This is a genomic window from Streptomyces sp. NBC_00285 (assembly GCF_036174265.1).
Lineage (GTDB): Bacteria > Actinomycetota > Actinomycetes > Streptomycetales > Streptomycetaceae > Streptomyces.
On sequence record NZ_CP108055.1, the window covers coordinates 2,122,802 to 2,143,967 of the forward strand.

The 21,166-nt window shown below is 70.7% G+C and carries 20 protein-coding genes and 6 tRNA genes; 9 read left to right on the forward strand and 17 right to left on the reverse strand.

The window, feature by feature from the left end; genetic code table 11:
- Positions 1-2 precede the first annotated feature (2 nt).
- From OHT57_RS09655 to OHT57_RS09675, 5 genes are all read right to left on the reverse strand, one after another.
- Positions 3-875, reverse strand: coding sequence for a carbohydrate ABC transporter permease (locus OHT57_RS09655; RefSeq protein ID WP_328745672.1), 873 nt, complete (start codon positions 873-875; stop codon positions 3-5).
- Positions 872-1,828, reverse strand: a complete 957-nt coding sequence (locus tag OHT57_RS09660; protein WP_328745673.1) for a carbohydrate ABC transporter permease — start codon at positions 1,826-1,828, stop codon at positions 872-874. The genes OHT57_RS09655 and OHT57_RS09660 overlap by 4 nt, the downstream gene beginning before the upstream one ends.
- 14 nt (positions 1,829-1,842) lie before the next feature.
- The gene (locus OHT57_RS09665; protein ID WP_328745675.1) at positions 1,843-3,132 is read right to left on the reverse strand and encodes an extracellular solute-binding protein; all 1,290 of its coding nucleotides are present in this window, start codon (positions 3,130-3,132) and stop codon (positions 1,843-1,845) included.
- A 436-nt stretch (positions 3,133-3,568) separates the two neighbouring features.
- Positions 3,569-3,640, reverse strand: a tRNA-Val gene (locus tag OHT57_RS09670).
- 77 nt (positions 3,641-3,717) lie between these two features.
- Positions 3,718-4,179, reverse strand: a complete 462-nt coding sequence (locus OHT57_RS09675; protein ID WP_328753162.1) for a TIGR02611 family protein — start codon at positions 4,177-4,179, stop codon at positions 3,718-3,720.
- 191 nt (positions 4,180-4,370) lie between these two features.
- Between OHT57_RS09675 and OHT57_RS09680 the strand changes: the two genes are divergently transcribed.
- On the forward strand, positions 4,371-4,784 hold the full coding sequence (locus OHT57_RS09680) for an SsgA family sporulation/cell division regulator (RefSeq protein ID WP_004002642.1): 414 nt from the start codon (positions 4,371-4,373) through the stop codon (positions 4,782-4,784).
- Between the two features lie 304 nt (positions 4,785-5,088).
- On the forward strand, positions 5,089-5,649 hold the full coding sequence (locus OHT57_RS09685) for a CGNR zinc finger domain-containing protein (RefSeq protein WP_328745677.1): 561 nt from the start codon (positions 5,089-5,091) through the stop codon (positions 5,647-5,649).
- 68 nt (positions 5,650-5,717) lie between these two features.
- On the opposite strand, the gene OHT57_RS09690 is transcribed toward OHT57_RS09685, so the two are convergent.
- Both OHT57_RS09690 and OHT57_RS09695 read right to left on the reverse strand, forming a co-directional pair.
- On the reverse strand, positions 5,718-5,870 hold the full coding sequence (locus tag OHT57_RS09690) for a hypothetical protein (RefSeq protein WP_328745678.1): 153 nt from the start codon (positions 5,868-5,870) through the stop codon (positions 5,718-5,720).
- A 156-nt stretch (positions 5,871-6,026) separates the two neighbouring features.
- A complete protein-coding gene (locus tag OHT57_RS09695; RefSeq protein WP_328745679.1) occupies positions 6,027-6,476 on the reverse strand; it encodes a hypothetical protein in 450 nt (149 codons plus the stop codon).
- Positions 6,477-6,748: 272 nt separating this feature from the next.
- On the opposite strand from OHT57_RS09695, the gene OHT57_RS09700 reads away from it, so the two are divergent.
- On the forward strand, positions 6,749-7,270 hold the full coding sequence (locus tag OHT57_RS09700) for a DsbA family protein (RefSeq protein WP_328745680.1): 522 nt from the start codon (positions 6,749-6,751) through the stop codon (positions 7,268-7,270).
- 7 nt (positions 7,271-7,277) lie between these two features.
- On the opposite strand, the gene OHT57_RS09705 is transcribed toward OHT57_RS09700, so the two are convergent.
- The 3 genes from OHT57_RS09705 to OHT57_RS09715 all read right to left on the reverse strand — a co-directional run bounded on the left by OHT57_RS09705 (position 7,278) and on the right by OHT57_RS09715 (position 10,031).
- Positions 7,278-8,105 (reverse strand): GNAT family N-acetyltransferase, encoded by an 828-nt coding sequence (locus tag OHT57_RS09705; RefSeq protein ID WP_328745681.1) that lies wholly within the window; start codon positions 8,103-8,105, stop codon positions 7,278-7,280.
- A gap of 61 nt (positions 8,106-8,166) precedes the next feature.
- On the reverse strand, positions 8,167-8,988 hold the full coding sequence (locus OHT57_RS09710; protein WP_328745682.1) for an aminotransferase class IV: 822 nt from the start codon (positions 8,986-8,988) through the stop codon (positions 8,167-8,169).
- Positions 8,985-10,031 (reverse strand): chorismate-binding protein, encoded by a 1,047-nt coding sequence (locus tag OHT57_RS09715; protein ID WP_328745683.1) that lies wholly within the window; start codon positions 10,029-10,031, stop codon positions 8,985-8,987. The genes OHT57_RS09710 and OHT57_RS09715 overlap by 4 nt, the downstream gene beginning before the upstream one ends.
- A 178-nt stretch (positions 10,032-10,209) precedes the next feature.
- On the opposite strand from OHT57_RS09715, the gene OHT57_RS09720 reads away from it, so the two are divergent.
- The 5 genes from OHT57_RS09720 (at position 10,210) to OHT57_RS09740 (ending at position 10,679) form a co-directional block, all read left to right on the forward strand.
- Positions 10,210-10,282 (forward strand) — tRNA-Gly (locus OHT57_RS09720).
- A 40-nt stretch (positions 10,283-10,322) separates the two neighbouring features.
- A tRNA-Cys gene (locus tag OHT57_RS09725) sits at positions 10,323-10,396 on the forward strand.
- 1 nt (position 10,397) lies between these two features.
- Positions 10,398-10,469: transfer RNA gene (locus OHT57_RS09730), tRNA-Val, on the forward strand.
- Between the two features lie 34 nt (positions 10,470-10,503).
- Positions 10,504-10,575: transfer RNA gene (locus OHT57_RS09735), tRNA-Val, on the forward strand.
- Between the two features lie 32 nt (positions 10,576-10,607).
- A tRNA-Val gene (locus OHT57_RS09740) sits at positions 10,608-10,679 on the forward strand.
- 48 nt (positions 10,680-10,727) lie between these two features.
- Here OHT57_RS09740 and OHT57_RS09745 read toward each other — a convergent pair.
- The 4 genes from OHT57_RS09745 to OHT57_RS09760 all read right to left on the reverse strand — a co-directional run bounded on the left by OHT57_RS09745 (position 10,728) and on the right by OHT57_RS09760 (position 13,129).
- Positions 10,728-11,039 (reverse strand): TFIIB-type zinc ribbon-containing protein, encoded by a 312-nt coding sequence (locus OHT57_RS09745; RefSeq protein WP_328745684.1) that lies wholly within the window; start codon positions 11,037-11,039, stop codon positions 10,728-10,730.
- 80 nt (positions 11,040-11,119) lie between these two features.
- Complete coding sequence (locus OHT57_RS09750) at positions 11,120-12,067, reverse strand: phosphotransferase family protein (protein ID WP_328745685.1); 948 nt, start codon at positions 12,065-12,067, stop codon at positions 11,120-11,122.
- A gap of 409 nt (positions 12,068-12,476) precedes the next feature.
- Positions 12,477-12,656, reverse strand: coding sequence for a hypothetical protein (locus OHT57_RS09755; protein WP_328745686.1), 180 nt, complete (start codon positions 12,654-12,656; stop codon positions 12,477-12,479).
- A gap of 197 nt (positions 12,657-12,853) precedes the next feature.
- Entirely contained in the window at positions 12,854-13,129 is a 276-nt protein-coding gene (locus tag OHT57_RS09760; protein ID WP_007380750.1) for a hypothetical protein, read from the reverse strand.
- 196 nt (positions 13,130-13,325) lie between these two features.
- Here OHT57_RS09760 and OHT57_RS09765 point away from each other — a divergent pair, with 196 nt between their 5' ends.
- A complete protein-coding gene (locus OHT57_RS09765; RefSeq protein ID WP_328745687.1) occupies positions 13,326-14,735 on the forward strand; it encodes a serine/threonine-protein kinase in 1,410 nt (469 codons plus the stop codon).
- Positions 14,736-14,826: 91 nt separating this feature from the next.
- On the opposite strand, the gene OHT57_RS09770 is transcribed toward OHT57_RS09765, so the two are convergent.
- From OHT57_RS09770 to cobT, 3 genes are all read right to left on the reverse strand, one after another.
- Positions 14,827-15,645, reverse strand: a complete 819-nt coding sequence (locus OHT57_RS09770; RefSeq protein WP_328745688.1) for a TrmH family RNA methyltransferase — start codon at positions 15,643-15,645, stop codon at positions 14,827-14,829.
- Between the two features lie 64 nt (positions 15,646-15,709).
- On the reverse strand, positions 15,710-16,951 hold the full coding sequence (cobA, locus tag OHT57_RS09775) for a uroporphyrinogen-III C-methyltransferase (protein ID WP_328745689.1): 1,242 nt from the start codon (positions 16,949-16,951) through the stop codon (positions 15,710-15,712).
- 212 nt (positions 16,952-17,163) lie between these two features.
- Positions 17,164-21,096: a nicotinate-nucleotide--dimethylbenzimidazole phosphoribosyltransferase gene (gene cobT, locus OHT57_RS09780; protein WP_328745691.1), complete on the reverse strand. Its 3,933-nt coding sequence runs from the start codon at positions 21,094-21,096 to the stop codon at positions 17,164-17,166.
- Positions 21,097-21,166 lie beyond the last annotated feature (70 nt).

Sequence of the window (21,166 nt, forward strand, 5' to 3'; positions counted from 1 at the left end):
CCTCACTTCAGTCCGGAGGTCGCCATGCCGTCGATGAGATAGCGCTGGAAGGCCATGAAGAAGGCGATGACCGGCACCAGCGCCACCAGCGACATCGCGATCATGCTGCCGTAGTTGGAGATGCCCTCCTGGTCGCGGAACATCATCAGACCGAGCGAGACGGTGTACTTGTCAGGGCTGTTGAGGTAGATCAACGGCCCCATGAAGTCGTTCCACGCGTTGATGAAGGTGAAGATGGCGCTGGTGATGAGGGCCGGGCGGCACAGCGGCAGCACGATCGACCAGTAGGTCCTCAGGTGCCCGCAGCCGTCGAGCTTGGCGGCCTCGTCCAACTCACGCGGCAGCCCGCGCATGAACTGCACCATCAGGAAGACGAAGAACGCCTCCGTGGCAAGGAACTTCCCCGCCACCAGCGGCACCAGCGTGTCGACGAGTTCCAGCTTGCGGAACAGCACGTACTGCGGAATCAGCAGGACGTGGTACGGCAGCAGCAGCGTGCCGATCATCAGCGTGAACAGCAGGTTCCGCCCGGCGAACCGGATCTTGGCGAAGGCGTACGCCGTCAGCGAGCTGGAGATCACGACACCGGCCACGGCGAGGCCCGCGTACATCAGCGAGTTGGTGAAGAAGGTGCCGATGGAGATGCCGGAGATACCGTCGGCGAGCCCGGAGAAGTTCGCCCAGACCGGCTTGGACGGCAGCAGGTCGATGCTGGCGATGATGTCCTTGCTCGGCTTGAACGAGGCGCCGAGGACCCAGATCACGGGGTACAGGACGACCGCCAGGACGGCGAGCGAGCCGACGTGCCAGGCGATCGATCCCGTGCGCCGCCGCTCGTTCGGGGTGCGCACCACAGGGGTGCTTACCGTGGTCACTTGGCCGCCTCCTCGTAGTGCACCCACTTCTTCTGCGACCAGAACAGGACCGCCGTGACGAGCGCCACCGCGACCACCAGTGACCAGGCCATCGCGGAGGCGAAGCCCATCTGGGCCTCCTTGAAGCCCTTCTGGTAGAGGTAACAGGTGTAGACGAGCGTCGCGTCGGCGGGCCCGCACCGGGTGTCGGAGACGACGTACGCCGAGCCGAACACCTGGAACGCGTGGATGGACTCCAACAGCACGTTGAAGAAGAGCACCGGGGAGATCATCGGCAGCGTGATGTTCCAGAACCGGCGGAAGGGGCCGGCTCCGTCCACCTCGGCGGCCTCGTACAGCTCCCGCGGGACCTGCTTGAGACCGGCCAGGAAGATGACCATCGGCGCACCGAACTGCCAGATGCTCAGGGCCACCAGGGAGTACAGGACGTAGTCCGGGTCGCCGATCCAGCCGCCCACGTCGACACCGAAGATCTTCTGCGTGCGGTCGACGATCGCGTCGTCGGAGAACAGCGCCCGCCAGACGAACCCGACGGAGACGCTGGCGCCGATGAGCGAGGGCATGTAGAACGCGGCCCTGTACAGGCCCTGCCCGCGCCGCTGCTGCGCGAGCAGCAGCGCGACGCCGAGCGCGAGCAGCAGCTTCAGCGGAGTGGCCACGACGACGTACTTGAGCGTGACCTCCACCGACTTCTGCCAGCGCGGGTCGTGGAACATCGTCGTGAAGTTGTCGAACCCCACCCACTCGGGCGGCGTGAACAGGTTGTACCGGGTGAACGCGTAGTACAGGGACGCGATCATCGGTCCCGCCGTGAGAACCAGGAATCCCGCGATCCACGGAGACATGAAGAGGTAGCCGGCGAGGTTCTCGCGGCGCCGCCCGCGCCGCCCGGCGACAGGAGCGGCGGACCGCTTCTTCGCCGGGCGCACGGGCGCTTCCTTGACGAGCGTCATGGTGGTACGTCCCCTCAGCCCGCGAACGCGGCCTTGGCCTCGCTGAACAGCGCCTTCGCGGCGTCGGCCGGCTTGGTCTTGCCCTGGGCGACCTCGCCGCCGATACGCAGGAACGCCGCCTCGATCACGTCCGCGCCGGACGGGTGCGGGGTGATCTTCCCGAGCACGCCCGCCTTGGCGACCTCGTCCTCGTAGGCCGCGACGCCCTTGTTCTGGGCGTCGGCCGGCTTGAACGCGTCGTACTGCTCGGTCGTGGCGAGGATGCCGCGGTCGTAGCCCATGATCTTGCCGACCTCGGGGTCGTGGACCATGAAGCTGATGAACTGGGCGACTTCCTTGGGGTGCTTGGTCCCGGAGAAACCGCTGAGCATCAGCGAACCGAGGTACTGGCCGGTCTGCTTCCCGTCCACGGTGGGGATCGGCGCGAGCCCGTAGTCCGAGGTGCCCTCGCCCTCGTAGCGGATGGAGAAGTTGTCCCAGGTGAACTCGGACGCGGCGAGTCCCGCCGAGAGACCGGACTTCGGCTTGACCTGCTCGATCTTCTTCGGGTCGGCGACAAGGCCGGACTTCACGCGCTTGTAGCCGTCCGTCCACCACTGCGTCACATCGTCCTCGGTGAAACCGAGATCGGAGTCGGTGAAGAAGGCCTTGCCGTTCTGACGCAGATACAGGTCGTAGAGGTACATGATCGCGAAGTAGCCGGTGTCACCGGCGATCTTCAGCTTGTCCTGGATCGTCTGGAGCGCGGCGAAGTACTCGTCCCACGTCCAGCCGAACTTCGCCTCCACGCCCGCCTTCTTGAAGGCCTTGAGGTCGATGACGAGCGCCATGGTGTTGGCGCCGACGGGTATGCCGATCTGCTTGCCGTCGACCTGACCGTTCGCCAGAATGCCGTTGCGGAAGTTGTCCAGGCTCAGATTCCCGGCGTCCGCCTGCGTCTTGAGATCCAGCAGAACACCGCGCTTGTCGTACTTGCGCAGGAAACCGACCGCATTCTGGAAAACGTCCGGAGGATTACCGCCGGAGGCCTGGGTCTGGAACTTCTCCCAGAACGCTTCGTAGTCGGTGAATTCAGGCTTGATCTTGATCTTCGGATACTTCTTCTCGAAGAGCGCGATCGTCTTCTTGATGGCGATGGTGCGCGGCTCTCCACCCCACCATGCGTAACGCAGTGTCACGGTTCCGTCTCCGGAACTGCCACTGTCCCCACCACACCCGGTTGTCGCCGCCAGCCCCAGCGTCGCCGCTGTAGCCCCGGCCGTCTTCAGGATCGTTCGCCTCTCAACATTCCTGCTGGTTCCCACAGTCGGTCCCCTCCCCGCAGCGTCGCCGCCTGCATGAATCGTTTCAAGTAAGCGCTTGCTGGCACAAGCTACGGAGGGCTCGGGGGTGCGTCAATGATTCGGGCAGGAATTTATTGTGAGTGTGGTGAGAGCTGGGGCCGCGCCCAACAGCCGGGCACGGCCAGGAAACTGACGACGCCCCAGGTGAGAGACGCGCAGTCGACCGGCCGAACATGGCGCATCCCACCGCACGAGATCGGCGGGCGGCCGAAAATGGACGGGCCACGGGGAGAGTCTTGGCTGCGGACGGTGACGCGGGGCGACCCGGAGGTCACGCGGGACGCGGGTCGCCGGATCACGCGAGAGCGGCGGGGGACATCGGCCGTGCACGACGGTCCGTGGACGTACACACGCCGACGGCCCGTCCGCGTTCTCGCAGACGGGCCGTCGGTCCGGGTGGGCGATACTGGGTTCGAACCAGTGACCTCTTCGGTGTGAACGAAGCGCTCTCCCACTGAGCTAATCGCCCGGGCGCAGGAAGAAGATTACCCCATGTCAGAGGGTGGCTGTGACCAGCGGTGACAGCCACGGCACCCCCCGCACGGCTCACTGGTTCTTGATGTTCCAGGGCATTTCGAAGCCGAACTTCCAGAGGTAGACCCCGAGGATCGCGGCGATGACCACCAGGCCGATCGCAGTCAGGGTGATGTTGCGCCGGCGCACCCTGGGATCGAGGGCGCGGTGGGCCGCCTCCGTCACCTTGCGTTTGGTCCAGCGCAGCACGAGCTGGGCCCAGACGAACTCGGTCGCCCAGATCGCCATTCCACCGAAGATCACGACCCAGCCGGGTCCCGGCAGCGGCAGCATGATGATTCCGGCGACCACGACCGCGAGGCCGATGACAAAGATGCAGACCTGCCAGCTCAGGTGCAGCAGCCGACGTGACTTGATGAATTCCGGCGCCTTGGAACCGAGACCCTGCTCGTCCTGCGCCCCGTCCGCCCTGCCGTCGGCCTTCTCATCGGATGCCACGGCGACCTCGCCCCGATCGTCACTCCCCGTATTCATACAGCCAAACCCTACCGGAGAGAAACCGGTCACCGGAATGGTCGTAGCTCGCGAACGGGGTCTCGGCCGGAAGAGTTACGTAAAGGCACGCAAAACACTCAGAGGGGTTTACAACGACACCGTAGGTGGCATGTCGATTTCGCCGACGTGCGAATCCCCGAGCGCACACTGAGCGAAAGGCCCTGGCGCTTATGAACACCACGGTCAGCTGCGAGCTGCACCTGCGCCTCGTTGTGTCGAGCGAGTCCTCCCTGCCTGTCCCCGCAGGCCTGCGGTACGACACGGCCGACCCCTACGCCGTGCACGCCACCTTCCACACCGGAGCCGAGGAGACCGTCGAGTGGGTGTTCGCCCGCGACCTCCTCGCGGAGGGCCTCCACCGGCCCACCGGAACCGGCGACGTCCGAGTCTGGCCGTCGCGCAGTCACGGTCAGGGCGTCGTATGCATCGCCCTGAGCTCCCCTGAGGGCGAAGCGCTGCTCGAGGCCCCTGCGCGGGCCCTGGAGTCCTTCCTGAAGCGGACGGACGCCGCCGTGCCCCCGGGCACCGAGCACCGCCACTTCGATCTGGATCAGGAGCTCTCGCACATCCTGGCGGAAAGCTAGGCGCGAGACCGCACAGAGCCGCCCGGCGCCGTCCACTCGGGGAGACGGCTCGGGTACCCACAACCGAATAGAGAACGGCAGGTGCCGTGGCTGCGGAGCGCTCCGCAGCCACGGCACCTGCCGCGTTTCCGGCCTCGACGGCCGACTGCGCCCCGCTGGAGCCGCCACGCTCGTCCCGACCGGGGCCGCCTGGCCGTGTCGGTCGGGGCGGTGGGCGCCGGACCCGGCATTCCGGTGCCGTGAGCCACTACCATCGGCCAGCATCGGCGGGCGTCCGCCCGACCTCCAGGCCAGGGAGCGAATCGTGCTGATCACCCACGACACCCGGTGTGCCCTCGACACCGTGGTCGATCTGGTGAACACCGCACCAGAGGACGACGCGGCGACGGACGCGCTGCCGGATGTCGCGGCGCTCGAGGATTTCGTCCGGAACCACGAGATCAGTGATGTCGGGACGCTCTCGGAGTTCGATCTGTCGGCCGTGCGCAGGATCCGCGGACGGTTCACCTCGGTCTTCGCCGCCCCGGACGCCCGGGCCGCCGCTGCCCTGATCAACGACCTGGTCGCCGCCGCGGGCACCACTCCCCAGCTCACGGACCATGACGGCTACGACTGGCACGTGCACTACTTCGCGCCGGGCGCCTCCGTGGCCGATCACCTGGCCGCCGACTGCGGGATGGCGCTGTCGTTCTTCGTGGTGGCCGGCGAGCAGGAGCGGCTGCGGCGCTGCGAGGCCCCCGACTGCCGACGGGCCTTCGTCGACCTCTCCCGCAACCGCTCGCGGCGCTACTGCGACAGCCGCACCTGTGGAAACCGTCTGCATGTGGCCGCGTACCGGGCGCGACGCAAGGAAGCCGCGGGCTGACGCACCGGGCGGAGGCGGAGGGGGCGACGTGATCCCCGACGGGTGACGCCGGGGACCACGGGTATGGCTCAGAGCAGCAGCAGGTCGTGCAGCGCAGCCATGAGCAGCAGACACCCGATCACCGCAAGGAAGATCATCAGCGGTGGCTGGGAAAGGGCGAAAAGGCATCCACGCGGCTCGTCCTGCGGCGGCGCGGTGTCGCTCTGTTGCGTGTCCAGCATCTCGTGGTGATGATGGCGCAGCCGACACCCCCGGCGCGATCAACACGCCCGGAATGGGCGGGAGTTCGCCGGATTCCCTCATGTCCGTTTCACATCCTGACCGCTTACAGATCAGGACGGGTCCCACTGCGAACGTTTCAGTCCATCATGCGACCGTCATATGCCGTGCTTCTTCAGGATGGCCTCGATGTCACTGAAGTCCTCCGTGGCGGATCCGGTGGCGCCGGGCCTGCCCGCGGGGCGGGCCGACGGGGTGCGGACGGCCGGGCCGAGGGACGGCGCGGAGGCCGTAGGGGCCACCGCCTCCTGCTGGGCGCCACGGGCCGCCCTGCGCTCCTTGCGGGTGCCACCGCGGCGGCGCTCCACCGCGCGGGTGGTCGAGAACAGCACCCACGACAGGCCGAGCACACCGAAGCCCGCCCAGGCCGTCGGGCTGAGCGCGGTGTCCGCGAGCCAGTCGACGACGCCGGTCATCACGAGACCGAGCGGGACGAGAGAGTAGGCGGCGATGCGGGTGGCGGCGAGGAATCGCTTTCGGTACGCCGTGACCGCCGCGATGCCCAGGCCGGCCGCGGCGACGGCGGAACAGACGGTCTCGGCAATCATCCGGTCCTCCATGCGGGGCTCGATCGGCCAGGTGCCGCTTCGTCCCTATCCATCCTGCACCTCCCGACCCCCACCGGGCCATGCTCCGGCAGGACATCAGGGACATCTCCGGGTCGTCTCCTCCGGAGGTGCCGGTCGAGGGGGCGTACCGGAGGCCGAGCGTGGATGCCGTCAGACGTCATCGGACGTCACTGGAGGCGGCGCGGCGAGGCGGGCCGGGGCTCGACCGGGGCCGGTGCCGTCGACCTGGTCGGAGCTGGAAGACTGGGGTCATGAGCGACCCCTCCCCCGTCCGTCCCCCCGTGCCCGTTCTCGACGTCTGGTGCCAGTTGCAGTGCACCGACTGCCGCGGCGCTCTGGACGATGTCCGGGCCCTGCGCGCCCGTTACGGCGACCGTCTGGAACTGCGGCTGCGGCACTTCCCGTTGGAGAAGCACAAGCACTCCTTCGCCGCCGCGCAGGCCGCCGAGGAGGCGCTGGAGCAGGGGAAGGGATGGGAGTACGTCGAGGCCGTGCTGGGGCGGGCCGAGGAGCTGGACCGCGCCGGAGAAGCCCTTCTGGTCGAGGTCGCCCGTGAACTGGGGCTCGACGCCGAGGAGTTCGACACCGCCCTGATCGACGGCCGGCACATCCTGATCGTGGACGCCGACCAGGCGGAGGGCAAGGCGATCGGCGTCACCGGGACGCCGACGTACGTCATCGACGGTGAGCGTCTCGACGGCGGCAAGAGCCAGGACGGGCTGCGGAAGCGGATCGAGGAGATCGCGGACCGGCTGCTCGACGGGCGGGAGTGAACCCGACTCAGAGCAGGCTTTTGTACATCGAGTACCCCACGTTCGTGTAGCCCAGCGACTCGTACAGCCGCTCGGCAGGGGTGTTGCCCGCGAAGACGTTGAGGCCCAGGACCCGTCTCCCGGAGGCGATCGTCTGGGCCTCTGCCAGCAGCATCAGGGAGCGACCGTGTCCGCGGCCCCGCAGGGCCTCGTCGGTCTCGACGTCGTAGACGAACGCCTTGTCACCGACGAACTCCACCCACAGGATTCCGGCCCGGACACCGTCGTGCTCCAGCACGCTCAACACGGCGTGCTCCGTCGCCAGGCCACGCTCCACCAGGAGTTCGTGGTCCTTCCTCGCCCTCGCCGCAGCCTCGGCCTCCGGCACTCCGCGCTCGCTCCAGTCGCGGGCGTACTCGGAGATGCCGCGCTCCGCCCACGGCCCGAACTCGGCCTCCGTCATGGGCCTGGCGCGGCTGCCGTCGGGCAGCCGGGGCGGGGTGTCGCCCATCAGTTTCTCCATGCCGCGGTTGCGGTGGACGTATCCGAGCATGGTGGCGAGCCGCAGCGCGGGCTCGGCGGCGGCCGGGACCCTGACCTCCACCTGTGTGCAGCCCCAGCCGCGCGCCACCTCCTCGGCGGCGAGCGCGGCGACCGTGCCCCGGCCGCGTCTGCGATCCGGTTCCTCGATCCGCAGGTCCCGGATCTGGGCGACGGCAAGCCCGAAGGACGGGTGGGTCGCGAGATGTATCGCCCCGACGGGACGGCTGTTCACGCACACCGTGTAGTGGCGGGACAGCGCTTCGTCGGCGCCGCGCTGGAGCGGCTCGGTGGGCCGCAGAGTGGTGGTCATCAACGGAGTTCTACCCGTCCTAGGGCATCGAGGCAGCCCAATATCCCCGACATGTCCACGACCTTTACGGATCGAGGTCGTCCCCGGACCGCTCCTCGAAGATCCGCATGGCCTTGGCGGTCACCGGGCCGGGCGCGCCCGGCAGTTCGCGTGCGTCGACCCGGTGCGCCGCCTGGACGTCCCGCAGGGTCGAGGTGAGGAAGATCTCGTCGGCCCGGTCCAGGACGTCGAGCGGCAGGTCGGTCTCCCTGGCCCCGGTCCATTCGACGGTCAACGCGCGCGTGATGCCTGCAAGGCAGCCGGAGGCGAGCGGCGGGGTGTGGATCTCGCCGTCGAGGACGACGAAGACGTTCGACCCGGTCCCCTCGCACAGCTGCCCGACGGTGTTGGCGAACAGGGCCTCGGAGGCACCCTGCGCACGCGCGCGTGCGAGAGCGACGACGTTCTCGGCGTACGAGGTGGTCTTGAGGCCGGTGAGGGCCCCGCGCTCGTTCCGCGTCCACGGGACCGTGATCACGGCCGTGGAGTCGGGGCGGGGGTCGGATCCGCCGAGGGCGACCACCAGGGTCGGCCCCTGCTCGCCCCGGTCCGAACCCAGCGGGCCGTGACCGCCGGTGTAGGTGATGCGCAGCCGCCCGAGCGGCGTCGGATTCGCTTCGAGTACGGCCGTGCAGGCGCGGCGGACCTCGTCGTGATCGGGGTCCGGCAGCCCCAGACCCCGCGCCGACAGGGTCAGCCGGTCGAGATGCCGGGTGAGCGCGAAGGGACGGCCCTCCACTGCCTTCACGGTCTCGAAGATGCCGTCGCCCACGGTCAGCCCGTGGTCGAAAACGGAGACGCGGGCGGTCTCGCTGTCCTGGAGCCCGCCGTCGAGCCAGATCTTCACGGTTGCAGTCCCTCTCCGCTCACCTCGTACATGCCCGACGCTACCGCGAGCAGCCGGGCCGCCTTCAGCTCGGTCTCCCGCCACTCCCCCTCGGGGTCGGAACCCCAGGTGATCCCCGCGCCGGTGCCGAAACGCAGCACACCTTCGGCACGGTCGGCCCAGAAAGTGCGGATGCCGACGGCCAGCTCCCCGGTGCCCCGGTCGGCATCGACCCAGCCGATGCCACCGCAGTACGGCCCGCGGGGCACGGTCTCCAGCGCGTCGATGATCCGCAGGGCGCTGGACTTGGGCGCGCCGGTGACCGACCCGGGCGGGAAGGCGGCGTCCAGCAGATCGGCCCAGCCGGCGTCCTCGCGCAGCTCGCCCCGGACCGTCGACACGAGGTGGACGAGGCCCGGGTGCTTCTCGACGGCGCACAGGTCGGGGACGGTGACGCTGCCGGTGGCACACACCCGCCCCAGGTCGTTGCGGACCAGGTCCACGATCATCACGTTCTCGGCGTAGTCCTTGGCCAGCAGGTCGTCCTCGGTCCGCCCGGTCCCCTTGATGGGCCCCGACTCCACGCCCCGCCCCTCCCGGCGCAGGAACAGTTCGGGCGACGCGGTGGCGATCTCCACCCCGTGTCCGGGCAGCCGAATCGTTCCTGCATACGGCGCCGGGTTGCCGCGGGCCAGCAGCGCGGTCAGCGCGTCCACGTCGGCTCCGGGCGGCAGGGGCGCGGTCAGCACGCGGCAGAGGTTGGCCTGATAGACCTCGCCGGTGGCGATGTGCGCGCGAATCCGCCGTACACCCTCCATGTACGCACCGCGATCCAGCGATGACGTCCAGTCACCGGCCGCGGGACCCCGCCACGCTCCGGGCCGCGGCGCGGGCACCGGCTCCCGGCGCACGTCGGCGAAGCGGGCACAGGTCAGACCACCCTCGAAGTCCGCGGCGACGGCCCAGAAGCCGGTGGCGTCCAGGGCCGTGGGATCGCTGGTGACATCGAGGAGACCGGTGGCGACGCGGTCGCCGAAACGGGCAAGAGGAGCGAGGTCGGGCACGCCGCCGAGTCTATGGCGGGTGTCCTGCGGGTGACCTGGCCATGTCCTTCGGGGCGCGCTGACCACGTACGTCGACATACGCACCGCAGCACGCTGCGCAAACGCGTTTTTGTGCTGGCCCCGGAATCCGCTAGAGTTCAACACGTCGCCGAGCCGTGAGAGCGGATCGAAACGACACGCGGACGTAGCTCAGTTGGTAGAGCGCAACCTTGCCAAGGTTGAGGTCGCCAGTTCGAACCTGGTCGTCCGCTCGTAGGAAGCAGGGGGATCTTCCCGAGCCCCCTCACTCCTGGTGGAGTGGCCGAGAGGCGAGGCAACGGCCTGCAAAGCCGTCTACACGGGTTCAAATCCCGTCTCCACCTCCAAGGACGATTAGCTCAGCGGGAGAGCGCTTCCCTGACACGGAAGAGGTCACTGGTTCAATCCCAGTATCGTCCACTGGATCTTCGACAGATCATCGAAGGTCTGACCCGCGCGATTAGCTCAGCGGGAGAGCGCTTCCCTGACACGGAAGAGGTCACTGGTTCAATCCCAGTATCGCGCACGCAGTACGCACGATCTTGATCGTGGATTCCCGCGCGATTAGCTCAGCGGGAGAGCGCTTCCCTGACACGGAAGAGGTCACTGGTTCAATCCCAGTATCGCGCACACATCGAAGCCCCCGGCCCTGCGGCCGGGGGCTTCCTCGTTGTCCGGTCAGCTGGAGAACAGCATGTGGCCGAAGCCGCGGTTGCGGTGGTGCCCGCCGTGATGACCACCGTGGCCGCCGTAGTGGCCGCCCCCGTGCTGCGGCGCGCCCCAGACCGGTGCGCCGGGCGCGGCAGGGTACTGCGGAGCGGCCGGCGGCGGTGGCACGGCCGGGCCGCCGCCGTACTGGCCCTCCAGCCGGGTCAGCGACTCCAGCTCGCCGTAGTCGAGAAAGATCCCGCGGCAGCCGCTGCACTGCTCGATCTGGACACCATTGCGGTTGTACGTGTGCATCGGTGCGTGACACTTCGGACACTGCATCGTCGGCTCAACTCCTCGCCCGTTGGTCCTGCTTCGGGTTACGCCAGGACAGACTCCGTCCGGCTCCCGTCGGTTGCACCCTACTTCGCGAAACCGCCCGCCAACTGCGGCGGGGTGGAACCCATTCGGTCACAGGCGTCCACGACCGCCTGCTCCACGTCGTCCAGCGGACGGTCCGCCTCGATCGCCTTGGCGATCGCTCTGGCCGCGGTCTGCACGGTGAGGGCGCGGGCGGGGACGTCCAGGAACGGCCAGGGGTCCCCGTCGATGGGGACCGCCGGACCGCCGGCCGCACGGTAGGCGCCGAGGAACCGGGTCCAGTCGTCCGGTGACAGCAGACCGCAGGCGTACCAGGCTGCGGGCCGGGCCAGGTCCCAGGCGGGTTCGCCCACGCCGAGGTCGTCCACGTCGATGAGGCGCCAGGGGCCGTCGGGCGCCGGGTGGCGGACGAGCTGGCCGAGGTGGAGATCGCCGTGGCACAGGGTCGACGTGTCGGACATGGGGGTCTCGGCGCGCGCCCATGCCGGGAGGGTGGCCCAGGCGCGGAGGACGGGCACGACGGCCGGGGTGTGGTGGTGCCGGACGGCGGCGAGGAGGCGGGCCACGGCGAGGGCCGCCTTGACGGGGCCGCGCATGGGCGGCAGACCCGGTGGGGCGGGGGTGCGGTGGAGGTGGGCGAGGAGCGTGGCGGCGGGTTCCCACGGGGCGGCGTCGGGGTCGTCCGGGTCCACGGGGGTGCCGTACGGCCAGAAGGTGACGAGTCTGCCGTGCAGGTCGACGGGCGTGCCGGTGAGTGGGGGGAGCAGGACGCCGGGGAGGTCGGCGGCCGTCGTGAGGCGGGGGGTCAGGTCGGTGGGGGTGGTGCCGGGGGCGTGGGCCTTGGCGACGGTGTCCGCGTGCCGGACGACTGTGGCGTCGGGGCGGTCGGCGAGGATTGTCGCTCCGCAGGGGCACGCCGTCGAGGTACGTGAGTGAGCCTCGGTTCTTGCTCTGAGGGTCAGCTCGGTGAGCAGGGGGTGGGTGGTCACGGGGCTCCCTGGGCGTGCGGTGTCTCCTCGCGAGACTACGCAGGTGTGGGCGACCGGGGTGCCGGGGTGGGTTGTCGGACGGGTGCGGGTCCGCTGTGGCTGGTCGCGCAGTTCCCCGCGCCCCTGAGGAGTTGCGGGGCCGGTCGCCGAAGTGGCCTCGCTCGGGGAGTTGCAGGTGGTGCCGGCCGGGACGGGCCGTTGGTCACGCACGACGGGAAGGGCACCGGGGCGCCAACCCGACCGGGACCCGGTCACCTGAGCGTCCTGTCCTCAGGTCTGAGGGCAAAGCAATGCCGGCGCAGCTCCCCAGCTGCGCCGGCATTTTGCCGTCCGCCGCACCCCCGTCCCCACGGGGTTTCATAGGTGGATGTCCCCGCCCGGACCGCTCTTCCGGGCCTGGGGTCGCCGCTCAGCGCCCCAGCATCACTCCCACGGACGACGCCTGTGTGGCCACTGTCTCCCAGCCGTCGAAGACGACGAGGAGCAGGACCGCCAGGGGAAGGGCCATGAGCGTCGCCACCAGTGGGTGGCGACGACCTTGACGGCGCTTTCGCGTACGAACCAGGGTCCGCGGTGCCGTGTAGGCCATGGTCCCTCTCCTGACCGTGTCGGTTGTCTTTGGCAGCGGCGGGTGTCTGACCTCGGGGGACGAGTGCTGCACCCGCCGCTTGACCTCAAATCTAGGCTTCACGGGCTCTGCGCACGTCATGCCCTCGTACCGATTCCCGGGCCTCCCCGAGGATGAGCCATGACCGGCGAAGTACTCCCGTGGGTGGAGACGAGGACCTAGGTCTCCGGGTCTTCCCGGAGGGGTCGCCCGGTCTGCCCTGCTTTCTCCGAGCTGTCCTCCCGCGGCACCGGCTGCTCGACCAGGGCCAGCACCCGGGTCGCCATGAAGCGGGCCGTCCGCACCACCGATCCGTTCCGCGTGACTTCGCTCACTTCCACGACACCTCGGCGTACCGCTGTCTCCACCCGGCGGCCCGCCCTGCTCGCCACCACCTCGTAGGTACGCGTCGTGTCCCCCGCGTCCACGACTATCTCCACGCGATCACCCTTCACGGGTTCAATCCCCCTTCTGTGATGGGTGGTTGGGATCACAGTCGACTCGAAACCGCCCTGTCCGCCGACCCCCTGACCACCTTTCAAGTCTCCCACCCGGCACTGACAATCCATCGGGACGAGAGGGCGCGGCCTCTGCGCGCGGCGGGCCGCGGAAACGTAAGCTGTCGCTCGTCAGACGGACCGGGCAGCGGGGATGAACATGGCGATGATGCGCCTGAGGCGCGAGGACCCGCGCGTCGTCGGCTCGTTCAGGCTTCACAGACGGCTCGGCGCGGGTGGGATGGGCGTCGTCTACCTGGGCTCCGACCGCAAGGGGCAGCGGGTCGCCCTCAAGGTCATCCGGCCCGATCTCGCGGAGGACCAGGAGTTCCGCTCCCGGTTCGCACGCGAGGTCTCCGCGGCCCGGCGGATCCGCGGTGGTTGCACCGCCCGGCTCGTCGCGGCCGACCTGGAGGCGGACCGTCCGTGGTTCGCCACCCAGTACGTGCCCGGCCCCTCCCTCCACGACAAGGTCGCCGACGAGGGCTCGTTGGGCGCGGCCGAGGTCGCCGGCATCGGTGCCGCCCTCTCGGAGGGGCTCGTCGCGGTGCACGAGGCCGGGGTGGTGCACCGCGATCTCAAGCCGTCGAACATCCTGCTCTCCCCCAAGGGCCCGCGAATCATCGACTTCGGTATCGCCTGGGCGACCGGGGCCTCGACCCTCACCCATGTCGGCACCGCCGTCGGCTCCCCCGGCTTCCTCGCGCCCGAGCAGGTGCGCGGCGCCGCGGTGACACCGGCCACGGACGTGTTCTCCCTCGGTGCGACCCTGGCGTACGCGTCGATGGGCGACTCGCCCTTCGGGCACGGCAGTTCCGAGGTGATGCTGTACCGCGTGGTGCACGAGGAGGCGCAGCTGCACGGCGTGCCCGACGCCGTGGCCCCTCTGATCCGTGCCTGTCTCGCGAAGGACCCGGAGGAGCGGCCGAGCACGCTCCAACTGTCGTTGCGGCTCAAGGAGATCGCCGCCCGCGAGACCCAGGGCCTCTCAGATCTGCGTCCGCCCGGGCCGCGCGGCAGTGAGGCGGACCGGCCCACCGGACGGATCGCCGACACCTACCCCGACCGGGCCCCCCAGCGGCGCACGCAGGGGCAGTCGGGTCCGGCCGGCTCGCCGGGAACTCCCTCGGCACGCGGTAACGGACCGTCCCGGGGCCAGGGTCCCGCGCGCGGCGGGGCCCCCTCACGCGATGGCAGCACCCCGCGCGGCAACGGCGTGCCCTCCTCCCGCCCCGGCCCCCGGTCCGCCCCTTCCTCCTCCCGCGACGCAACCCGCTCCGGCAGCGGAAGCCGTCCCGCGCCGCGCAGCGGCACCGGACGCCCCGCCCCCAGGAACACCAAGACGGGGCTGCGCCCGGCGAACCCGCGCCTGCTGCGCCAGCGGCTGTTCGTGTTCGTCGTCGTGACCCTGTTCGTGGCACTCGGCATCGCCGCTGCCCAGGGCTGTCAGGGGCCCTCGCGGGGACTCGGCGGCGACAGCGGTGTCGTACGGGAACAGCATCGGGGACAGGCGTCGCCGGACCAGGCACCGGCGCTGCGGGCGAGCGGCGACAGCACCGACTGAGCGCCGCGCGCGGTACCGCCGTGGTCGATGCCACCGTCCCGGCCCGGGAGTCGGACGTCGATCCGGCTCCTGGATGTGGACGGCGGCGAGCTCAGCCCTGTGGGCGTCCGGTGGCTACCGCGTAGAAGGCGACCGCGGCCGCAGCGCCCACGTTGAGGGAGTCGACGCCGTGGGCCATCGGGATGCGGACCCATTCGTCGGCGGCGACCAGGGCCTGGGTGGTCAGGCCGTCGCCCTCGGCGCCGAGCATCAGGGCGACCCGGTCCATCTTGTGCGGGGCGGCCTCGTCGAGGGTTCTGGCCTTGGCGTCCGGGGTGAGGGCGAGGAGGGTGAAGCCGGCCTCGCGCACCGACTCCAGGCCCTTGGGCCAGGTGTCGAGGCGGGCGTACGGGACGGAGAAGACCGCGCCCATCGAGACCTTGACGCTACGGCGGTACAGCGGGTCGGCGCAGTCCGGGGAGAGCAGGACGGCGTCCATGCCCAGGGCCGCCGCCGAGCGGAAGATCGCGCCGATGTTGGTGTGGTCGTTGACGGACTCCATGACCACCACCCGACGGGCACTCTGGAGCAACTCGGCTGCCGTGGGCAGCGGTTTGCGCTGCATGGAGGCGAGCGCGCCGCGGTGCACGTGGTAACCGGTGACCTGTTCGGCGAGTTCCGGGGTGACGGCGTACACCGGGGCCGGGAGTTCGTCGATGACATCGCGCATGACGTCGACCCATTTGGCGGACAGCAGCATGGAGCGCATCTCGTACCCTGCGTCCTTCGCCCGCCGGATGACCTTCTCGCCCTCGGCGATGAACAGGCCCTCGGCGGGTTCGCGTTTGCGGCGCAGTTCGACGTCGGTCAGGCCCGTGTAGTCGTGAAGGCGCGGGTCGTCGGGGTCCTCGACGGTGATGAGATCGGCCACAGGGTGATACTGCCTTGTCCTGGGAGCGGTGCCAACGGCTGGGAACGAACTGGGTTACCCCGGGTTACCCCAATGGCTCCGACTGCGGCGCTCCCACGGCGACGACCTGGCCGACGACGATGACGGCAGGAGGCTTCACGTCCTGGGCGACGACCACCTCGCCGACCGTCGCCAGCGTGGCGTCGACCCGGCGCTGGGCGGCCGTCGTGCCCTCCTGAACCAGGGCGACCGGCGTGTCGGGCGACTTGCCGTGGGCCACCAGGGTCTCGGCGATCCGGCCGATCTTGTCGACGCCCATGAGGATCACCAGCGTGCCGGTGAGCCTGGCGAGCGCCGGCCAGTCGACCAGCGAGCGCTCGTCGTCAGGGGCGACATGGCCGCTGACCACGGTGAACTCGTGTGCGACCCCGCGGTGGGTGACCGGGATACCGGCCGCGCCCGGTACCGAGATCGAGCTGGAGATGCCGGGGACGACGGTGCAGGGGATGCCGGCCTCGGCGAGAGCGTGCAGTTCCTCCATGCCACGGCCGAAGACATAGGGGTCCCCGCCCTTCAGCCGGACCACCGACTTGCCCTGCTTGGCGTGCTCGATCAGGGCGTTGTTGATGGCCTCCTGGGCCATGAAACGGCCGTACGGGATCTTCGCCGCGTCGATCACCTCGACGTGCGGCGGGAGTTCGGCGAGGAGGTCGCGGGGGCCGAGACGGTCGGCGATGACGACGTCGGCCTCGGCCAGGAGGCGACGGCCCCGGACCGTGATCAGGTCCGGGTCGCCGGGGCCGCCGCCGACGAGGGCGACGCCGGGGGCGCGGGTCCGGTGGTGGGGGGCGACCAGGGTGCCGTCGCGCAGGCCCTCGACCACGGCGTCCCGGATGGCCGCGGTATGGCGGGGGTCGCGGCCCTTGGCCCTCGTCGTGAGGACGGCGACCGTGACGCCCTCGCTGTGGCCCGTCGCCGGGGTCCAGGCGGTGGCCGCGTCGGCGTCGTCGGAGCGGACGCACCACACGCGGTGCCGCTCGGCTTCGGCGGACGCCTGTGTGTTCGCCTGCGTGTCACTGGTGGCGATGAGCGCGTACCAGGCGTCTTCGAGGTCACCCTCGGCGTAGGGGCGCTTGTCCCAGGTGATCTCGCCGGCGTCCGCCATGGCCTCGACGGAGGGGGTCGCCTCGGGGGATACGAGCAGGACGTCCGCGCCCGCCGCGATCAGGGCCGGGAGGCGGCGCTGGGCCACCTGACCGCCGCCGAGAACGACGACCTTGCGGCCGGTGAGGCGGAGGCCTACGGGGTAGGCGGGGTTCTCGGCCATGAGGGGCGGCTCCTCCGGGTACTCGTGCAGTGGCCCTGACGTGCGGATTTTACGGGGCCGACGGGGCGGGCGGATCAGGTGTCCGGCTACTGGGCGTCATCGGCGGGTGCGGGCGCGGGTCCGTGGGCGCCCCTCCCATGCGGGACGGGTGCACAGGCACCCACGTGCGAGGGGGACTCGGGGACGGCATCCCCGAGTCCCCCTCCCCGAACCTACTTCTCGGTCACCCCTGCGGAGTCGAAGGTCGCCACCTCGTGCATCGCCCTCGCCGTGCTCTGCACCAGGGGCAGGGCCAGCAGTGCGCCGGTGCCCTCGCCCAGGCGGAGGTCGAGGTCGACCAGGGGGCGCAGGCCGAGCTTGTTCAGGGCGGCCACGTGGCCCGGTTCGGCGCTGCGGTGGCCCGCGATGCAGGCCGCGAGGACCTCCGGGGCGATCGCACGGGCGACGAGAGCCGCGGCGCCAGCGCTGACGCCGTCCAGGATGACCGGGGTGCGCAGGGAGGCCCCGCCCAGCAACAGGCCCACCATCGCCGCGTGTTCGAAGCCGCCGATCGCTGCCAGGACGCCGATCGGGTCGGCGGGGTCCGGCTGGTGGAGCTCGATCGCCCGGCGGACCACCTCGGTCTTGCGGGCCAGGGTCTCGTCGTTGATGCCGGTGCCGCGGCCGGTGACCTCGGCGGGGTCGGTGTCGGTGAAGACGGAGATCAGGGCGGCGGACGCGGTGGTGTTCGCGATGCCCATCTCGCCGGTGAGCAGGGCCTTGTTGCCGGCGGCGACCAGGTCGCGGGCGGTCTCGATGCCCACCTCGATGGCCTGCTTGGCCTCCTCGCGGGTCATCGCGGTGCCGGTGGTCATGTCGGACGTACCGGCACGGATCTTGCGGGGCAACAGGCCGGGCGTGGCCGGGAGTTCGGCCGCGACGCCGACGTCCACCACGCACACCTCGGCGCCGACCTGAGCAGCGAAGGCGTTGCAGACCGCGCCGCCGCCGAGGAAGTTGGCGACCATCTGGGCCGTCACCTCCTGCGGCCAGGGGGTGACTCCCTGGGCGTGGACTCCATGGTCACCGGCGAAGATCGCGACGGCCGCGGGCTCCGGGATGGGCGGCGGGCACTGCCGTGAAAGCCCGGACAGCTGGGCGGAGATGATCTCCAGCATGCCGAGTGCACCGGCCGGCTTGGTCATCCGCTTCTGCCGCTCCCAGGCCTCGCCGAGCGCCTTGGCGTCCAGCGGTCGGATCTGGGCGACGGTCTCGCTGAGCAGGTCGTGCGGCTCCTCGCCGGGCAGGGCGCGTCGGCCGTACGTCTCCTCGTGCACGACCCACGACAGCGGGCGGCGCTTGGACCAGCCGGCCTGCATCAGCTCGGGCTCGTCCGGGAACTCGTCGACGTACCCGACGCACAGGTAGGCGATGACCTCCAGGTGGTCGGGCAGCCCGAGCACGCGCACCATTTCGCGCTCGTCGAAGAAGCTGACCCAGCCGACACCGAGGCCTTCGGCGCGGGCTGCGAGCCACAGGTTCTCGACGGCGAGCGCGGCGGAGTACGGGGCCATCTGCGGCTGGGTGTGCCGGCCGAGGGTGTGGCGGCCGCCGCGGGTCGGGTCGGCGGTGACGACGATGTTCACCGGGGTGTCGAGGATGGCCTCGATCTTCAATTCCTTGAACTGCTTCGCCCGGCCCTTCGGCAGCGACTTGGCGTACGCGTCGCGCTGGCGCTGGGCCAGTTCGTGCATCGCGCCGCGCGTCTCGGCGGAGCGGATGACGACGAAGTCCCAGGGCTGCGAGTGGCCCACGGAGGGCGCGGTGTGGGCGGCCTCCAGGACGCGGAGCAGCACCTCGTGCGGGATCGGGTCGCTGCGGAAGCCGTTGCGGATGTCGCGGCGCTCCCGCATGACCTTGAGGACGGCCTCGCGTTCGACGTCGTCGTAGGCGGGCGCGGCGGGGCCCGTGGACTGTCGTACTTCTTCCACGGGGGCCGTGCTCACTTCTTCCGGCACTTCCTGGTCTTCCTGATCGGCCGCCCGGGTGTCGAGGTCGTCGGCCTGCTGTACGAGTTCGGGGTCACCGTCGGCCTCGCGCGGGGCGGGGACCACGGGTTGCGCCTCGTCCGCGGGGAACGACAGCGGGTGGGGCGGGGTCGGCGCGAGGTGTGGGGTCGTCGGCACCGAGCCGTCCACCTCCACGAACTCGCCCACAGGCCCGGCTGGCCGGGGCTCCGGGGGAACTCCGGTGGGCAGGACGGCTGGGGCCTCGTCGGCTTCGGTGGCCACGAACCAGGGCTGGGCGTCGGCGAGTTCGGCCGTGAACGGCTGCTGGGGAGCGGGCTGCGGGCCCTGTGGTGCCTGGTCCGGGGCGGCGAATCCCTCCGGTGTCGCCGTGTCCGAGGGATGGACTTCGTGGTCCGACAGCCGGGATTCCTCCGCCGGGAAGGCAGCCGCCGGCTCCATCGGGTGTACGTCGATCGGCTGTACGTCGATGTCGGCCACGTACTCCGCGACCGGCGCGACCGGCGCCGGTGCGTCCTGAGCGGGCTCCTGGAAGGGCTCCGGCGCGGGAGCTGCCTGCTCGGCAAGCAGCGGTTCCGGCTCCGCGTGCGGCAGGGGAACCTCGGCGGGGGCGCCTACGTCCGTCGGGTGCGGGGCGTGCTCGGTCTCCACCGGGGCTTCGAGTGTCACGTCCTCGGGGGCGTCCGGCGCGGGGGCCTCAGCGGCGATGTGGTCGGGCGTCGGCTCGGTGCGCGGAGCTGCCACGGGCTCCAGGGCCGGGGCGGCAGCCGGGTCCGGGAGAGCAGTCGGGTGCTGAGCAGCCGGGTGCTGAGGGGCGAGCCCCGCCAGGGGAACGGCCTCGTCCTGGATGACCCCCTCCTCGGGGGCGGCGGTCACGTCCTGAGCAGCCACTGCTTGCGGCGCGGCTGCGGCCTCGGGGAAAACCACGGCTCCGGACATCTGTCCATGCACGCCGTCAGCGTCGTCCGTGGCGTCGAAGACCTGCCCGGCGTCCGCCGCCTCGTCGGCCGCGACTCCGGGCTCGATGCCGGGAACGGGACTGTCCACGTCGACCAGTTCGGCGGTCGGCGCGGCCTCGGGTTCGGGCGTCTCACCGGCCTGTACGTCCTCGGCCACCGGCACGGCTTCCACGCCGGCCTCGACCTGATCCTGGGCGTGCCCGGCGTCCGGCTCCGGCTCGGCACCGACGGCGAGGTCGGACTCCGGCGCCTGCTCGACCCCGGGAACATCTGCCACGTTCTGTCCGGCGTCATCGAACGGGGCGGCCTCAGGAGCCTGAGCCGCGTCGACCGGCCCTTGCCCCGCTGGGACATCCGCGTCGGGCACGGAACCGTCACCGGCCGGGCCGGCATCGGCGGCCGGAGCCGCGTCCGCGTCCGCCACGTGAACCGCGTCCGGGAGGAATCCGTCAGTCGGAAGTCGGTCCGCGTCGGCGAGGGGAACCTGCGCCGGTTCCGTCTCGAGCCCGGCGTACGGGACGCGGGCCGCCGGGGCCTCCGCCTGCACCGCATATCCGGCGGTCCCCGCCTCGGAGGCGAGCCGCGCCATCGTCGCCTGCGCCGCACTCACCGGCTCGGGCTCCGGCTCCGGAACAACCGTTTCGGCAGCCGTGGCCACCGTGCTCATCGGCGTCCGGACGGCGGCCTGCAGCGGGGCGCCCCACGGCACCGCGCCCTGCGGCTGCGGGGTCTCGAAGTACTCGGTGCCGGCCGGGGCCGCGGCCGGCTGCCGTACCGGTACGCCCGCGGGGCCGCGGTCGGCGAGAGAGCGGACCGGGCTCGCGGAGGCGTCGGGGATCGGCGGGCCGAGATGCAGGGGCCGGCGAGGTGTGATGGGCGGGATCGGAACGGAGGGTGCCTGCAGCTGGGGCCTGCGGACGGCGCTCAGATCGTGCGCTCCGCTGTCACGGCCGGACATCTCGTGCGGTCCCGGTTCATGGACGGTCTCGACGACCGGCTCCGGCGCGGGCGGGGCGACCTCGTTGCCCCAGGGGCTCTGGGCGCCCGGCAGCAGCAACAGGTCTTCGTCCTCTGCGGTGGTCTCGGAGAGGTAGGTGTACGCACCAGGAACGCCCGGCTGCTCCACCATGCCTGCGTTCTCCGGCAGCCCCTCGGCCGGGACCTGGCCGGTGTCGGTCATGCGTACCCCTCGCCCATCGGTTAGTGCTTCTACGTCCAGCTCACCGGGGACGGCGCACCGACCGCCCCCG

Coding starts and splice junctions, on each gene's coding strand:
- OHT57_RS09680 (WP_004002642.1), top strand. CDS start 4,371: ATGAACACCACGGTCAGCTGCGAGCTGCACCTGCGCCTCGTTGTGTCG.
- cobT (WP_328745691.1), bottom strand. CDS start 21,096: ATGACCGACACCGGCCAGGTCCCGGCCGAGGGGCTGCCGGAGAACGCA.
- OHT57_RS09675 (WP_328753162.1), bottom strand. CDS start 4,179: ATGAATACGGGGAGTGACGATCGGGGCGAGGTCGCCGTGGCATCCGAT.
- OHT57_RS09700 (WP_328745680.1), top strand. CDS start 6,749: ATGAGCGACCCCTCCCCCGTCCGTCCCCCCGTGCCCGTTCTCGACGTC.
- OHT57_RS09695 (WP_328745679.1), bottom strand. CDS start 6,476: ATGATTGCCGAGACCGTCTGTTCCGCCGTCGCCGCGGCCGGCCTGGGC.
- OHT57_RS09660 (WP_328745673.1), bottom strand. CDS start 1,828: ATGACGCTCGTCAAGGAAGCGCCCGTGCGCCCGGCGAAGAAGCGGTCC.
- OHT57_RS09765 (WP_328745687.1), top strand. CDS start 13,326: ATGAACATGGCGATGATGCGCCTGAGGCGCGAGGACCCGCGCGTCGTC.
- OHT57_RS09755 (WP_328745686.1), bottom strand. CDS start 12,656: ATGGCCTACACGGCACCGCGGACCCTGGTTCGTACGCGAAAGCGCCGT.
- OHT57_RS09690 (WP_328745678.1), bottom strand. CDS start 5,870: ATGCTGGACACGCAACAGAGCGACACCGCGCCGCCGCAGGACGAGCCG.
- cobA (WP_328745689.1), bottom strand. CDS start 16,951: ATGGCCGAGAACCCCGCCTACCCCGTAGGCCTCCGCCTCACCGGCCGC.
- OHT57_RS09745 (WP_328745684.1), bottom strand. CDS start 11,039: ATGCAGTGTCCGAAGTGTCACGCACCGATGCACACGTACAACCGCAAT.